Annotated in this window: 14 protein-coding genes and 3 tRNA genes; 4 read left to right on the top strand and 13 right to left on the bottom strand. The window is 71.8% G+C overall.

Translation table 11 applies throughout. The annotated features are described in order from the left end of the window. The first annotated feature begins 97 nt into the window (after positions 1-97). Both NDAS_RS01005 and NDAS_RS01000 read left to right on the top strand, forming a co-directional pair. Positions 98-877 carry an RNA ligase family protein gene (locus tag NDAS_RS01005; RefSeq protein WP_013151252.1) on the top strand — a complete coding sequence of 260 codons (780 nt, stop codon included), beginning with the start codon at positions 98-100 and terminating at the stop codon, positions 875-877. A 59-nt stretch (positions 878-936) separates the two neighbouring features. Further along, complete coding sequence (locus tag NDAS_RS01000; protein WP_013151251.1) at positions 937-1,788, top strand: EI24 domain-containing protein; 852 nt, start codon at positions 937-939, stop codon at positions 1,786-1,788. Positions 1,789-2,044: 256 nt separating this feature from the next. On the opposite strand, the gene NDAS_RS00995 is transcribed toward NDAS_RS01000, so the two are convergent. The 5 genes from NDAS_RS00995 to NDAS_RS00975 all read right to left on the bottom strand — a co-directional run bounded on the left by NDAS_RS00995 (position 2,045) and on the right by NDAS_RS00975 (position 7,100). Next, a complete protein-coding gene (locus tag NDAS_RS00995) occupies positions 2,045-2,590 on the bottom strand; it encodes a Uma2 family endonuclease (protein WP_232051630.1) in 546 nt (181 codons plus the stop codon). Positions 2,591-2,765: 175 nt separating this feature from the next. Next, entirely contained in the window at positions 2,766-3,890 is a 1,125-nt protein-coding gene (locus tag NDAS_RS00990) for a D-alanine--D-alanine ligase family protein (RefSeq protein WP_013151249.1), read from the bottom strand. 59 nt (positions 3,891-3,949) lie between these two features. Beyond that, a complete protein-coding gene (locus NDAS_RS00985) occupies positions 3,950-5,179 on the bottom strand; it encodes a trans-sulfuration enzyme family protein (RefSeq protein WP_013151248.1) in 1,230 nt (409 codons plus the stop codon). A gap of 11 nt (positions 5,180-5,190) precedes the next feature. Continuing rightward, positions 5,191-6,246 (bottom strand): NAD(P)H-dependent glycerol-3-phosphate dehydrogenase, encoded by a 1,056-nt coding sequence (locus NDAS_RS00980; RefSeq protein WP_041552173.1) that lies wholly within the window; start codon positions 6,244-6,246, stop codon positions 5,191-5,193. Positions 6,247-6,254: 8 nt separating this feature from the next. Beyond that, positions 6,255-7,100 (bottom strand): lysophospholipid acyltransferase family protein, encoded by an 846-nt coding sequence (locus tag NDAS_RS00975; protein WP_013151246.1) that lies wholly within the window; start codon positions 7,098-7,100, stop codon positions 6,255-6,257. A 168-nt stretch (positions 7,101-7,268) separates the two neighbouring features. Here NDAS_RS00975 and cofC point away from each other — a divergent pair, with 168 nt between their 5' ends. Beyond that, positions 7,269-7,961, top strand: a complete 693-nt coding sequence (cofC, locus tag NDAS_RS00970; protein WP_013151245.1) for a 2-phospho-L-lactate guanylyltransferase — start codon at positions 7,269-7,271, stop codon at positions 7,959-7,961. A gap of 270 nt (positions 7,962-8,231) precedes the next feature. Here the strand turns inward: cofC and NDAS_RS00965 are convergent, their stop codons facing one another. From NDAS_RS00965 to leuC, 3 genes are all read right to left on the bottom strand, one after another. Beyond that, a complete protein-coding gene (locus NDAS_RS00965; protein ID WP_013151244.1) occupies positions 8,232-8,513 on the bottom strand; it encodes an HU family DNA-binding protein in 282 nt (93 codons plus the stop codon). Positions 8,514-8,862: 349 nt separating this feature from the next. Next, positions 8,863-9,459 carry a 3-isopropylmalate dehydratase small subunit gene (leuD, locus tag NDAS_RS00960; RefSeq protein WP_013151243.1) on the bottom strand — a complete coding sequence of 199 codons (597 nt, stop codon included), beginning with the start codon at positions 9,457-9,459 and terminating at the stop codon, positions 8,863-8,865. Positions 9,460-9,484: 25 nt separating this feature from the next. Further along, positions 9,485-10,891 carry a 3-isopropylmalate dehydratase large subunit gene (leuC, locus tag NDAS_RS00955; protein WP_013151242.1) on the bottom strand — a complete coding sequence of 469 codons (1,407 nt, stop codon included), beginning with the start codon at positions 10,889-10,891 and terminating at the stop codon, positions 9,485-9,487. A gap of 153 nt (positions 10,892-11,044) precedes the next feature. Here leuC and NDAS_RS00950 point away from each other — a divergent pair, with 153 nt between their 5' ends. Next, complete coding sequence (locus NDAS_RS00950; RefSeq protein ID WP_019608647.1) at positions 11,045-11,731, top strand: IclR family transcriptional regulator; 687 nt, start codon at positions 11,045-11,047, stop codon at positions 11,729-11,731. Between the two features lie 78 nt (positions 11,732-11,809). Here NDAS_RS00950 and NDAS_RS00945 read toward each other — a convergent pair whose 3' ends face one another. From NDAS_RS00945 to NDAS_RS00925, 5 genes are all read right to left on the bottom strand, one after another. Next, the gene (locus tag NDAS_RS00945) at positions 11,810-12,727 is read right to left on the bottom strand and encodes a helix-turn-helix transcriptional regulator (protein WP_013151240.1); all 918 of its coding nucleotides are present in this window, start codon (positions 12,725-12,727) and stop codon (positions 11,810-11,812) included. 199 nt (positions 12,728-12,926) lie between these two features. Further along, entirely contained in the window at positions 12,927-13,190 is a 264-nt protein-coding gene (locus tag NDAS_RS00940; protein WP_013151239.1) for a hypothetical protein, read from the bottom strand. 232 nt (positions 13,191-13,422) lie between these two features. Next, a tRNA-Glu gene (locus tag NDAS_RS00935) sits at positions 13,423-13,498 on the bottom strand. Between the two features lie 109 nt (positions 13,499-13,607). Beyond that, positions 13,608-13,680, bottom strand: a tRNA-Glu gene (locus NDAS_RS00930). Positions 13,681-13,731: 51 nt separating this feature from the next. Continuing rightward, positions 13,732-13,803 (bottom strand) — tRNA-Gln (locus tag NDAS_RS00925). Positions 13,804-13,863 lie beyond the last annotated feature (60 nt).

Genomic DNA, 13,863 nt, shown 5'->3' with positions numbered 1-13,863 from the left:
GGACGGGCGGCACTGGGATACCGTCCCACCGTGCCGCCCCGACAGACCGTTTGGAACGGGCGAGCCCGATGAGCCGGATGAGCCCCCTGGAGTGATCATGACCGCCCCCGACCTGCGCGCGCTCGACCTGTCCGTTCTCAACTCCGCCACCAAGTACCCCAGCATCCCCACCTACCACACCCTCGACCCCAAGAACGGGGGACTGCTGGAGGAGGCCACCGCCTTCACCGGCGACGTCGTGTTGACCGAGAAGGTGGATGGGGCGAATGCCCGTATTGTCTCCTTTCCTTCCGGGGACTACGTGCTGGGCAGCCGCGAGGAGCTGCTGTACGCCAGGGGCGACCTGATCGGGAACCCCGCCCTGGGCATCGTCGAGGCCCTGCGCGCCCTGGCCGACCGGATCACCCCTCCGATGACCGGGATCGCCGTCCACTACCTGGAGGTGTACGGGGGCAAGGTCACCGCGGCCAGCCGCGAGTACACCGGCGACCGCGCCGTCGGGTACCGGATGTTCGACTCGGCGGCCGTCACGGCCGAGGTGCTGTCCCGGCAGCGTCAGGAGATCTCCGCCTGGCGCGAGGGCGGGGGCCAGGGCTTCCTCCCCGAGGACGCGCTCTCCCTGCTCGCCGAGCGCGAGGGGATCGAGCTCACACCCCGGCTCGCCACCGTGCCCGCCGACAAGCTTCCCCAAGGCGTCGCCGAGACCTCGGAGTTCATCGCCGAACACCTGCCGGGCACCCGGGTGGCGCTGGACGGGGGCGCTGGCGGCCGGGCGGAGGGGATCGTACTGCGCACCACGGACCGGTCGGTGATCGCCAAAGCCCGCTTCCAGGACTACCGGCGCACGCTCAAGCGCCGGTCCCAGCGCGGAGGATGACGGCCGGGGGCGCCCGGCCCGGATCTGACAGCGGGAGCGGTCTCCTCTAGGGTTCCCCCGTGGCCAATCCTGTTCGTGAGTTCCTCGGTGGCGTCGGCGCCCTCCTGCGCGGCTTCACCCTGCTGTTGCGTAAACCGCGCCTGTTCCTGCTCGGCGCCCTTCCCGCCCTGATCACGTCACTGGTGTTCCTGGCGTTGTTCGTGCTCCTGGTGGTGAACCTGACCGACCTGGCCGACTGGGCGACGCCCTTCGCCGACGGCTGGGACCCCCTGTGGCAGGGACTGCTGCGCGGCGCCGTGTCCGTGGCGGTCCTGGCCGGGTCCCTCCTGCTGATGGTGGTGCTGTTCACGACGGTCACGCTGACCCTGGGCGGACCGATCTACGACAAGGTCACCGAACTGGTCGAGAAGGAGCTGGGCAACGACCCCGGCGAGCTCGACGAGCCGCTGATGGCGTCGATGTGGCGGGCCGTCCGGCAGTCGCTGGCGATCGTGGCGGTGTCCCTGCTGGTGACGGTGTTCGTGTTCGCGATCGGTTTCATCCCGCTGGTGGGCCAGGTGGTCGGTCCGGTGCTGGCCGCCGTGCTGGGCGGGTGGCTGCTGGCGGTCGAGCTGCTGGCGAGCGCGTTCGACCGGCGCGGGCTGACGACCATCCGCGAGCGGCGCCGGCACATGGGCACGCGGCGGGCGCGGGTGCTGGGCTACGCGGTGCCGACGTACTTCCTGTTGGCGATCCCGTTCCTGGCGGTCGTGGTCTTCCCCGCCGCCACCGCGGGCGCGGTGCTCCTCACCCGCGAGCTGGTCCCCACCCCGCCGTACCGGCCGGACCCCAAGGGCCCTCTGCCGGGACCGGGCGCTCCGGACGGGCAGCTTCCCGGCGGGCCCTTCCCCGGCGGACACGGTCAGGGCTGACCGGAGCCGGACCCTCCCGGCGCCACCGGCGGCGATCAGCGTTCCGCCAGCCGGAGCCGGGGTCGTCCACAGGCTGGCGGGGAGGGCTGGTGGCTCGGTCGCGGTGGGCGTACGCTCGCGGAGGGACCTCCGTGGCCCCGTCTACCCGGGTGGGCCCGCCCCCGTGTACCAGTGTCCTCGCGAACGCGGAAGGCGGGCAACCACCCGGTCGCCCGCCTGTGGATACTTCCGCCGCCCGACTCGGGCGTGCCCGTACTCACGTGAGCAGCGCGGAGGCCTCGATCTCGACGTCGAAGGGTTTGGGGAGGTTCACCGATCCCCCCCGTACGGCGCGAGCGACCTCCTGGTACTCGTCGCCCTTGGGGTCGGAGAAGAGCGCGACCTCACTCCTGCGGGGGTCGACGACCAAGTAGAGGGGTACTCCGGCTCTGGCGTACCCCCGTGCCTTGGCCTGCCAGTCGTGGAGGGCACTGCTCGGAGAGACGACCTCCACCGCGAGCTCCAACGCCTCTGCCGGCCGAATCCACTCCGGACCGTCCCACCCCTCGCCCTCGGCCAGAGCCGTCGGTATAACCAGGAGATCGGGAACGTAGCGGTCCCCGGTCCCACTGACTTCCACCGTCGCCGTCTGCAGCATGTCGAGCCCCTCTTCCTCTACGTGAGAGAGAACCCTTTCAAGCTTCCTAACAGCCCTGGCGTGCCGGTAGGTCGGTGTCGGCGACACGATAATGCTCCCGTTGATGATCTCCGTGCGGTAACCATCCGGGAGTTCGAGGCTTTCAGCCAGCGTCGGGAGGTCCATCTTCGTCTCCTCCACCCGCTCTTGAGCAGCACACGTCATCTGTACCCCCTGCGGTATCCGGAACGCTGCTGAGCGTAACGAGAGCACCGTTCCAGCGTACGCGTTTTCGGAGAGAAACCCCAGAGAGTACACGGTCGGGCGAACGCTCGGGCCGCCCGCCCGGGGAGGGTCCCTGCTACCGCAGGCCGGGGGCGCGGCGCAGCGCCGTGGAGATCATCCGCTCCACCAGGGCCGCGTAGTCCACGCCGGTGGCGGCCCACATCTGCGGGAAGGCCGACGCCGGGGTGAAGCCGGGCATGGTGTTGAGCTCGTTGACGAGGATGTCGCCGTCCTCGGTGTAGAAGAAGTCCACTCGGGCCAGGCCCTCGCACCCCATCGCCTCGAACACCTCGGCGGCCAGCGCGCGCAGACGCGCCGTGGCCTCCTCGGGGAGCTCGGCCGGGATGGTCAGGCTGCTCGTGGACAGGTACTTGGCCTCGAAGTCGTAGAAGTCGAAGCCGTCGGCGACGTGCACCTCGGCCGGGAGGGACACGTCGGGCGTGCCGCCGTCCTCGGACTCCAGCACGCCGCACTCCACCTCGCGGCCCACGACCTGGGCCTCCACCAGGACCTTGGGGTCGTGCTCGCGGGCGGCCTCGACCGCGGCGACCACCGCGTCGGCGTCGGAGGAGTCCTCCACCTTGCTGATGCCGACGCTGCTGCCCGCGCGGGCGGGCTTGACGAACACGGTGGCGCCCAGCTCGGCCACGTCGTCCAGCACCCTCTTGCGCTCGGTGCGCCACTGGCGGTCGGTGATGGCCACGAAGTCGCTGGTGGGGATGCCGTTGCCGCGCAGCATGGCCTTCATGAAGACCTTGTCCATGGAGGCGGAGCTGGAGAACACCCCGGCCCCGGCGTAGCGCACGCCCATCATCTCGAACAGCCCCTGGATGGTGCCGTCCTCGCCGAAGGGGCCGTGCAGCAGCGGCAGCACCACGTCCACCCCGGCCAGGCGCTCGGGGCCCTTGACCGGGTCCACGACCATCAGCTGGCCCGCCGAGTCGAAGGGCAGCGCGAGGTCGACGCCGTCCTCGGACACCGACGGCAGCGCTCGGGTGCCCGCGTCGATGCGCAGGCTCTCGGGGTCGCCCGAGGTCAGCACCCAGTTGCCCGTACGGGTGATACCGACCGGCACGATCTCGTAGCGGTCGTGGTCGACGACGGACAGCACGCTGCCCGCGGTGACGCAGGAGATCTCGTGTTCGGAGCTACGCCCGCCGAAGACGACGGCCACCCGAATCTTGCGCTGTTCGGACGACATGCTGCCTGACCCTATCTCGCCGTTGGTTGGAACCGGAGCGGGTGGAACCCCGCGGTGTGTCAGCTGTCCCCGCCGAGGGCCGCCAGGGCGTCCTCGACGAGGTCACGGGGGTCCTCCAGGCCGACGGAGAAGCGCACCGCCCCCGGGGAGATGCCCGCGGCGGCCAGTTCCCGCTCGCTCATGCTGCGGTGCGACGTGGAGGCGACGTGTCCGGCGAGCGTGTGCGTGCCGCCCAGCGAGGCGGCGATGGTGGCCACGCGCAACCGGTCGGCGAAGGCCATCCCGGCCTCGCGTCCGCCGCGCGGGTGCACGGTCACGACCGCGCCGTAGCGGCCGCGGTCGAACAGCTTGTCGGCGAGCGCCGACTGGGGGTGGGAGGCCAGCGAGGGGTGGTCCACCCGCTCCACCAGGGGGTGTCCCTCCAGTGCCGCGGCGAGGGCCGCCGCGCTCTCGCACTGGCGCTGCACCCGCAGCGGCAGCGTCTCCAGCCCCCGGTGCAGCAGGTAGGCCTCGTCGGGGGCCAGGCAGGGGCCCAGGTCCACGCGCGCGGAGCGGATGCGCCCGATCAGGTCGGGCGAGGCCACGGCCACGCCACCGGTGGTGTCGCTGTGGCCTCCGATGTACTTGGTGGCCGAGTGCACGACCACGTCGGCGCCGTGCTCCAGCGGTCGGCACACGGCCGGGGAGGCGAAGGTGGAGTCCACCACCAGGGCGGCGCCGACTTCGTGGGAGATCCGTGCCAGCTCGGGCAGGTCGGAGACGGTCATGGTGGGGTTGGACAGCGTCTCGGTGAACACCATCCGGGTGTCGGGTCCCACGGCGGCGCGCACGGCGTCGAGGTCGGTGATGTCCACGAAGTCGGTGCGCACGCCGAACCGGCGCAGCAGCCGGTCCAGCAGCGAGTGGGTGTTGCCGTAGATGGACTGTGAGGCCACCACGTGCGACCCGGCCTCGGTCAGCGCCATGAACACCGTGCTGAGCGCGCCCATGCCCGAGGAGAAGGCCTGTCCGCGCACCGGACCCGGTACACCGGCGCCCTCCAGGGCCGCGACGGCGTCGGCGAACGCGTCCACGGTGGGGCTGTCGATGCGCGCGTAGGAGTAGCCCGGCCGGGTGCCCGCCAGCACGTCCGCGTACTCCTGGGAGGTGTCGAACGCGTAGGTGGTGGCCCGGTGGACGGGCATGCGCATCGGGCGCTCGGCGGGAACCGGCGCCTGCGGGAGGGAGACCGCCCGCGTGTACTCGCCCTCGGCCCCGGCTCCCGCCGCGGACCCTGGTGTGTGTGACATCGTGCTCGCTCTCAGACCCCGTAGCGCTCGGGCTTGGCGCTGCGCGCCATGAAGGCGGCCAGCGCCTCGGCCGGGCTCAGGTCGTGGTGCATCATCTTGACGACGGCCTCGGTGATCGGCATGTCGACCCCGTGGGCCCATCCGAGTTCCAGGACGGACTCGGAGGACTTGACCCCCTCGGCCGTCTGCTTGGTCTCCGCGACGACCTGTTCGAGGGTTTTACCAGCGCCCAGTTTCTCACCGAAAGTCCGGTTTCGCGACAGCGGCGACGAGCATGTCGCGACCAGGTCACCCATCCCGGCCAGGCCGGACAGGGTGTGCTCGTCCGCGCCCAGGGCCACCGCCAGGCGCGTGGTCTCGGCCAGGCCGCGGGTGATGAGGGACGCCTTGGTGTTGTCCCCGAAGCCCATGCCCTCGGCCACGCCGACGGCCAGGCCGATCACGTTCTTCATCGCGCCGCCGATCTCCACCCCGACCAGGTCGGTGCTGGTGTAGGGGCGGAAGTAGGCCGACCTGAACAGGCTCTGGAGCCGCACGGCCGTCGGCTCGTGCGGGCAGGCGACCACGGCGGTGGCGGGCTGGCGCTCGGCGATCTCGCGGGCCAGGTTGGGGCCCGAGACGACCGCGATGCGCTCCTCGGAGTACTCCAGGACCTCGGCGATGATCTGGCTCACCCGCATGCGGGTGCCCAGTTCCACACCCTTCATGAGGCTGACGACCACCGCGTCCTCGCGCAGGTGGGGGCGCCAGTCCACGAGGTTGGCCCGCAGCGTCTGCGACGGCACCGCCAGCACCACCACGTCGGCCTCCGCCAGCGCCTTGGGGGCGTCGGTGGTGGCGCGCAGGCGCGGGTTGAGGGCGATCCCGGGGAAGTAGTCGGGGTTCTGCGAGGTCTCGTTGACCGCGTCGACCACCGAGGACCGCCGCCCCCACAGGACCACCTCGGCGGCGGGGCCGTCCGGACGGCGTTCCCTGGTCAGGTCGGCCGCGTCCGCGATGATGTTCGCGAACACGGTGCCCCACGATCCCGCGCCGAGAACGGCGATCCTCACGTCGTCGCTACCCATCGGCTCCGTCATGCCCCCACGCTGTTCCCGCCGTTGTCGCTCTTCGCCCCGGCCTGGTCGTCGGCCGGCGCCGTGCTGTCCGCCGCGGCGGCCGTGCCGCCCTCCACGGGGGGCCGCTCCTCGCTCCCGGCGGCCGCGGCCCGCGCCTTCCTGGGGTCGTAGGGGACCGCGGGCGGCTCCTCGCCGCGGATCCGCGCCTGGAGGGCGGTGATGTCGGCCATGATCGCCTCGGTGGCCTCCCGCAGGACCGTTCCGGTCAGCGGCTGGTCCCGGAACCGGGACAGGTCCACGGGCGGTCCGGCCAGGAACTCCACGCGCTTGCGCGGGAACAGCCTGACCTTCTTGGTGCCGTAGGGCATGATGTGCTGCTCGCCCCAGTGCGCAACCGGGACCACGGGCACGCCCGTGGTGAGGGCCAGGCGCGCCACGCCGGTCTTGGCGGTCATCGGCCACAGGTTCGGGTCCCGGGTGCAGGTGCCCTCGGGGTAGAAGATCACCGAGGCCCCGTCCCGGGTGAGCGCCAGCTCGGCCTCGTGGAGCGCCTTGACGGCGTCGGTGCTGCCGCGCTTGACGGGGATCTGGCCGGTGCTCCTGGCCACCGCGCTCACCACGGGGATGCGCATGACCCCCTCCTTCATGGTGAAGGTCGGCCAGCGCCGGGCGCCGATGTAGAGGAAGTGGGCGACCGTCAGCGGGTCCGCGAGGGACAGGTGGTTGAGGGCGATGATCGCGCCGCCCTTGGCGGGGACGTGCTCGGTGCCCCTCCAGTCCGGCTTGGTCACGAACCACAGGACGAACCGGACGATCCGGGAGACGACCGCTTTCACCCACCGGGATTCTCGTTGCTTGGCCACGGGACTCCTCACTCCATCACTCCGGGCCCGTCGAGGCCGCACAGCACAACCGATTCAGTGTAGGGCGTGTTCGGCGGATACGGCCCGTCGCGGGCGTCGCAGCCGACGGCTCCCCGCCGAACGCCTACCCTCGTCACTGTCGTGCCGTACCGACGTTCCGGGGGGACCGTGACCGGCTGTGGAGAACAGGGCGGGGCGCCGCGGCCCGGGGCGCGCTGGTCCCTGGTCGTCCCGGTGAAGCGCCTCGGCCGCGCCAAGACGCGGCTGGCCCCGGTCGCGGGGGGCCGCCGCGAGGACCTGGCGCTGGCCATCGCCTGCGACACGGTGGCCGCGGCGCGGGCCTGCCCCGGGGTGGCGGCGGTGTTCGCGGTGACCGAGGACGCGCGCGCGGGCGCCGAACTGGCCCGGTTGGGCGCGGTCGTGGTGGGCGGAGAGCCCGGCACGGGGCTGAACCCGGCGCTGGAGCACGGGGCGGCCTTCGCGCGGCGGCGTCTGCCCGGGCTCGGGGTGTGCGCCCTGTCCGCCGACCTGCCCGCGCTGCGTCCCGAGGAACTGGAGCGGGTCCTGGCCGCGGCGGCCGGGCACGGCCGCTCCTTCCTGGCGGATGCTCCCGGTGTGGGCACGACGCTGTTCGCCGCCGCGCCCGGGCACCCGTTCACCCCGGCCTTCGAGGGGCCCTCGCGGGTCCGCCACCTGTCCGGGGGCGTCAGGGAGCTGGTGGTGCCGGACGTGGCGTCGGTGCGGCGCGACGTGGACACGTTCGAGGACCTGCGCGCCGCGGTGGCGCTGGGCGTGGGCCCCAGGACGCGCGGGCTGTGGGAGCTCGTGGACGGCGGCCTGTGTCCGCAGAACGCGCCCTGAGCCCTCCTGAAGGCCGGAACACCCCCCGTCCCGCCGCTCGGGCGCCGCAGAGGCCCTGGGCGCCCCTCATGGCGTCCCCATGGGCCTCATGAGGCCCTGACGCGCCTTCCTGGAGCTCCTCCTGCGCCACATGAGCCTCGCAAAGACTCTGGCGCACCCCTCCTGGGCTCCCCGTACGTCCCATGGACCTCACAGGGCCCACAAACGCGTTCCGCCCGGGCCCCTCGAAGGGGACCCGGGCGGACGGACCCGTCGCCGTGCGGTGGCGGGTTACTTCTTGTCGCCGTTGACCAGAGCCTTGAAGTCAGCGCCAGCGCGGAACTTCGGAACGAAGCTCGCGGGGACGTTGATGGTGGCGCCGGTGGCGGGGTTGCGGGCCGTGCGGGCCGCGCGCTCGGACTTCTCGAAAACACCGAAGCCGGTGATGGCGACCTTGTCGCCCGACGCCACGGTGGCCTGAATGGTGTCAAGCACAGCGTTGACCGCTTCGGTCGCGGTCTTCTTGTCTCCGAGCCGATCGGAGATCGCGTCGATCAGGTCACGCTTGTTCATAAGGTTCCTCCGGTTCCCCCTTGCTCGCACGAAATTAGGGGAAGCAGAGGCCCTTACACAAATACAAACGCCTACGGGCAGGGCGTGTCGGGCCCATCCCCACCTGCGCGGCAGCTTCCGCGGGACTCCGGTCCAGACCGGAGACACCCCCGGCTTCAGTCCCTTTTGACCCCTTCTGCGAGCCTCAAATGCCTACGTATAACCGGATTCCGGGCACGAGACACGCTGAGCTTAAGGACGGAAGACCCGTAAGCAGGCGCTCACAGCATGTAAAGGTAAAATATTTCTGGACCGGGGGTGGCCTGCGTCACACAGGCCGCGAATCCCCGGCCCAGAAGCCGATCAGTGTCTAGAGGGTCACCGGCAGCCAGGGCTTGCGGGTGCCCTCGAACTCCCCGATCTCGTCCGTGTGGCGCAGGGTCAGGGCGATGTCGTCCAGGCCCTCCAGGAGCCGCCAGCGGGTGTAGTCGTCCAGCTCGAAGGGCTCCCGCACGTCCGCCGCCGGAACCCGCACCTCGCGCTCGACCAGGTCCACGGTCACCTCGGTGGCGGGGTCGGCCTCGACGGCCGCCCAGACGCGGTCGATGACCTCCTGGGCCAGCAGGACCGTCAGCAGGCCGCCCTTGAGCGAGTTGCCGCGGAAGATGTCGGCGAAGCGCGAGGACAGCACGGTCTTGAAGCCGTAGTCCTGGAGCGCCCACACGGCGTGCTCGCGCGAGGAGCCCGTGCCGAAGTCCGGCCCGGCCACCAGCACGGACGCGCCCTGGTACTCGGGGCGGTTGAGGACGAAGTCGGGGTCGGACTTGCGCCACTCGGCGAACAGGCCGTCCTCGAAGCCGGTCCGGCTGACCCGCTTGAGGTAGACGGCCGGGATGATCTGGTCGGTGTCGACGTTGCTCGCGCGCAGCGGCACGGCCCGACCGGTGTGGACGTCGAACTTCTCCATGAGAGGTCTCTCCTAACGGGGCGCGCTAGAGGGCGGCCAGGTCGGCGGGCGAGGACAGGGTGCCGCGCACCGCGGTGGCGGCGGCGACCTGCGGCGACACCAGGTGGGTGCGTCCGCCGCGGCCCTGGCGGCCCTCGAAGTTGCGGTTGGAGGTGGAGGCGCTGCGCTCGCCGGGCTTGAGCTGGTCGGGGTTCATGCCCAGGCACATCGAGCAGCCGGCCTCGCGCCACTCGGCGCCGGCCTCCTCGAAGACCCGGCCCAGGCCCTCCTCGTTGGCCTGCTCCTTGACCCGCATGGAGCCGGGGACGACGAGCATGCGCACGCCCTCGGCCACCCTGCGGCCGCGGATGATCTCGGCGGCGGCGCGCAGGTCCTCGATGCGGCCGTTGGTGCACGAGCCCAGGAAGACGGTGTCCACGCTCACCTCGCGCATCGGCGTTCCGGCCGCGAGGTCCATGTAGGCCAGGGCCTTCTCGGCGGCGGCGCGGGCGGAGGGGTCCTCGAACGAGGCGGGGTCGGGCACGGAGGCGTCCAGCGGCACGCCCTGGCCGGGGTTGGTGCCCCAGGTGACGAACGGGCTGAGCTCGTCGGCGTCCAGCACGACCTCGGCGTCGAAGACCGCGCCCTCGTCGGTGCGCAGGCTCTTCCAGTGCTCGACCGCGGCGTCGAAGTCCTCGCCCTGGGGCGCGTGCGCCCGGCCGCGGATGTAGTCGAACGTGGTCTGGTCCGGGGCGATCATCCCGGCGCGGGCGCCCGCCTCGATGGACATGTTGCACACGGTCATGCGGGCTTCCATGGACAGGGCCTCGATGGCCTCGCCCCGGTACTCGATGACGTAGCCCTGGCCGCCGCCGGTGCCGATCTTGGCGATGACCGCGAGGATGACGTCCTTGGCGGACACTCCCGGCCGCAGCGTGCCGTTCACGGTGACGGCCATCGTCTTGAAGGGGGCCATCGGCAGGGTCTGGGTGGCCAGGACGTGCTCGACCTGGCTGGTGCCGATGCCGAAGGCCAGGGCGCCGAACGCGCCGTGGGTGCTGGTGTGGCTGTCACCGCAGACGATGGTCATGCCCGGCTGGGTCAGGCCCAGCTGGGGGCCGACCACGTGCACCACGCCCTGCTCGATGTCGCCCATCGGGTGCAGCCGCACGCCGAAGTCGGAGCAGTTCTTGCGCAGCGTCTCGACCTGCTTGCGGGAGACCGGATCGGCGATGGGGGCCAGCAGGTCCTGGGTGGGGACGTTGTGGTCCTCGGTGGCGATGGTCAGGTCCGGGCGGCGCACGGACCGGCCCGCCAGGCGCAGGCCCTCGAAGGCCTGCGGGCTGGTCACCTCGTGGACGAGGTGGAGGTCGATGTAGAGCAGGTCCGGCTCGCCGTCGGCACGCCGGACGACGTGCTCCTCCCAGACCTTCTCGGCCATCGTGCGTGCCATGGGCGATCGCCTCTCTCGTAATCGTCTCGGGCGCGTCTCGTGTGGAGCCCTGCGCGGACTGCGGCCTGACTTGCATTCCATATTTCGAGACGGCAATATCAAGCCATGGACAACTCTAGCTCATCCAGCGGCGTCGGTGTCCTGGACAAGACCATGTCCGTCCTCGACGCCCTGGAGTCGGGACCGGCGTCCCTGGCCCAGTTGGTACAGATCACCGGTCTGGCCCGGCCGACGGCCCACCGGCTGGCGGTGGCGCTGGAGCGCCACCGCATGGTCACCCGCGACAGCCAGGGGCGCTTCGTGCTGGGCCCGCGCCTGGGTGAGCTGTCGATAGCGACCGGCGAGGACCGGCTGCTGGCCGTGGCCTCCCCCGTCCTGGTGCAGCTGCGCGACCTGACCGGGGAGAGCGCGCAGCTCTACCGCCGCCAGGGGGACCTGCGGGTGTGCGTGGCCGCCTCCGAGCGCAGCAGCGGGCTGCGCGACACGGTCCCGGTCGGCAGCGAGTTGCCCATGAACGCCGGTTCGGCCGCCCAGGTACTGCTGGCCTGGGAGGACTCCGACCGCATCCGCCGCTCCCTGCTGGGGGCGCGGTTCACGGCGGCCAGCCTGGCCCAGGTGCGCCGCCGCAGATGGGCCCAGAGCGTGGCCGAGCGCGAGCAGGGCGTGGCGTCGGTGTCCGCGCCGGTGTCGGGCCCCGGGGGGCGCGTGATCGCCGCCGTGTCGGTGTCGGGCCCCATAGAGCGCCTGACCCGCTCCCCCGGCCGCATCCACTCCCAGGCGGTCCTGTCGGCGGCGGAGAAGATCAGCGAGTCCCTGCACAGCTACGAGGGCGCGCACTAGCCGGGCCGCCCCACCCCGGTGGGCCGCCCCGAAGGCGGCCCACCGGAGGGGGTCGTGGTGAAGCGCCCGGAGGCGGGGTCAGGCGCCGACGAGGTCCATCGGCGACCGCGCGGTGATGGGCGCGGTCTTGGTGGACGCGCCCTCCGACGCGACGGTGAACTCGCTCTCGGGCGACAGGGCGATCATCCCCAGCCAGTCGCGCACGGTCATCCCGGGCACCAGCTCGGTCGCGTCACCGCGCTCACCCTCCCCGTCGACCATGACCAGGGCGTGGATGCGGTTGGTCACCGTGGCGAGCACGACCGGGTGCTCGAACGCCTCCAGCCTGCGGAAGACGTCCACCGCCTCGTCCCGGGGCGAGCAGACCAGCACCGTGTAGCGGCCGCGGGCGTCGCGCACCCGCGGGTTCTTCACCAGGTAGTGGATGAACTCGCGCGTGGTGCGGGCGTGCGCGGCCAGCAGCCTGGCCACCCGGCGCGCGTCGGGGCTGTTGGCGTGGCGGACCAGGGCGAGCTCGACCTTGCGCGAGGTCTGGAGCAGCCAGTCGATCTCGGACATCTCCGTCCGCGTGGGCCGCAGCTGACCGTCGTCCAGGCCGATCCCGCGCAGCCACGCGTTGACCTCGGACCACAGCCACACCAGGGATCGGCCCACGGCCGCCTCGGGCGCGGGGAAGGGGACGCCGTCGTGCCGCTGCCCGCGGACCCACTGGTCGACGTTCTGCCTGCTCCTACCGGTGATCTCGGCGATGTCGGAGATCCCGACCAGCTCCCGGTCGAGGCGGACGATCCGCACGCCGGGCACCGTCACGTGGACGCGCTCCACCAGCGACCTGGCCGCCGTGACCGCGTCCGGGCCGAGCGCGGCCACGGACAGGCGCAGGGACCCGTGCCAGGAGGAGACGAGGGCGTCGAAGCTCTCGCTGAGGGCCTGGACGGTGTCGTGGTCGTCCAGGTCGAACCCGTCCACGACGAAGACGAACTCGTACTCGGCCATCGGCCTCGCCTTCCTCCGGAGCGTCCTCCGGTGTGCGCCGGGCTACCGGCCGCGGTCAACGGCCGCGGTCAACGGCCGCGGTGCCCCCGAACCCGCCGGGCGCCGCCCATCCGTTGGCAAACGTCAACACAAGGATACCCGGAACGGCCGGGCCCCACCACGGCCTGGGCCGCCGGAACCGCCGACGCCCGGACCGTCCTCACTCGCGGGGTCCGCCCGCGCCCCGCCGGGGGTCGTCCGGGGGCATCGGGCAGCGCCGCGCCTCCTGCCGGATGCGGCGCGCGGCCCGGCCGGAGTTGCGCGGCGTCCCGGGGACCTGGATGCGGGTGCAGCCGCAGTCGCAGTACAGACGCCCCCAGTGTCCCTCCTGCCTCAGCACCCACCCCTGTTCGCACAGATCCTTGAGGACCTCGCGCAGCTCCTTGTCCTGGTGGTTGCCCGGGCCGAGCTCACGGCCGGTCACGGCGCGCCCGGGGGCGCCGGTCCGGTCCGGACGGCTGGGGAGGCAGGGTCGCTCTTCATACGCTCCGACAGGGGTTGAGGGGCCGGGGAACCGCGCCCACCCAGTATCCCAGGGGCGTCTCAGCGCCGCGGACCCGCCTTCCGCGGCCCGGGAGGGGGCCGCGCGGTTCCGGAGGGCTTCCGGGGCCGGAGAACACGAAAGGCCCCATCCTGGTGGATGGAGCCTCGCCTGCTGGTACCCCCGAGCGGATTCGAACCGCCGTTACCGCCTTGAGAGGGCGGCGTCCTAGGCCACTAGACGACGGGGGCCGGACTGGTCCGGGCGGACCTCTACCGAGATACCCGCCCCAACCGGACACCGGTGGCATGCACCGGCCAGAAAGAAAGCCCCCACCTGGTGGGAGCTTCTCCCTCTGTGTACCCCCGAGCGGATTCGAACCGCCGTTACCGCCTTGAGAGGGCGGCGTCCTAGGCCACTAGACGACGGGGGCGCGCTTTCGGGTCTGCGACCCGCGCGGTCAGCGCCTCAACGCTGACCTGCGCTGGGGTACCAGGACTCGAACCTAGACTAACTGAACCAGAATCAGTCGTGCTGCCGATTACACCATACCCCAGTGCTCTGGGAGGACCCGGTCCGCTTTCGCTTCCCCGTCCCCCTCGGCGACGTGGACAAC

Source organism: Nocardiopsis dassonvillei subsp. dassonvillei DSM 43111 (assembly GCF_000092985.1).
In the GTDB taxonomy this organism is placed as follows: domain Bacteria; phylum Actinomycetota; class Actinomycetes; order Streptosporangiales; family Streptosporangiaceae; genus Nocardiopsis; species Nocardiopsis dassonvillei.
The sequence above is the reverse complement of the archived record's forward strand: the minus strand, read 5'-3'. Positions and strand labels throughout refer to the sequence as shown.

Bases quoted from the DNA above. Each gene is read 5' to 3' on its own strand.
- NDAS_RS01005 (WP_013151252.1), top strand. From the start codon at position 98: ATGACCGCCCCCGACCTGCGCGCGCTCGACCTGTCCGTTCTCAACTCC.
- NDAS_RS00995 (WP_232051630.1), bottom strand. From the start codon at position 2,590: ATGGACCTCCCGACGCTGGCTGAAAGCCTCGAACTCCCGGATGGTTAC.
- NDAS_RS00990 (WP_013151249.1), bottom strand. From the start codon at position 3,890: ATGTCGTCCGAACAGCGCAAGATTCGGGTGGCCGTCGTCTTCGGCGGG.
- NDAS_RS00985 (WP_013151248.1), bottom strand. From the start codon at position 5,179: ATGTCACACACACCAGGGTCCGCGGCGGGAGCCGGGGCCGAGGGCGAG.
- NDAS_RS00980 (WP_041552173.1), bottom strand. From the start codon at position 6,246: ATGGGTAGCGACGACGTGAGGATCGCCGTTCTCGGCGCGGGATCGTGG.
- NDAS_RS00965 (WP_013151244.1), bottom strand. From the start codon at position 8,513: ATGAACAAGCGTGACCTGATCGACGCGATCTCCGATCGGCTCGGAGAC.
- leuD (WP_013151243.1), bottom strand. From the start codon at position 9,459: ATGGAGAAGTTCGACGTCCACACCGGTCGGGCCGTGCCGCTGCGCGCG.
- leuC (WP_013151242.1), bottom strand. From the start codon at position 10,891: ATGGCACGCACGATGGCCGAGAAGGTCTGGGAGGAGCACGTCGTCCGG.
- NDAS_RS00950 (WP_019608647.1), top strand. From the start codon at position 11,045: ATGTCCGTCCTCGACGCCCTGGAGTCGGGACCGGCGTCCCTGGCCCAG.
- NDAS_RS00945 (WP_013151240.1), bottom strand. From the start codon at position 12,727: ATGGCCGAGTACGAGTTCGTCTTCGTCGTGGACGGGTTCGACCTGGAC.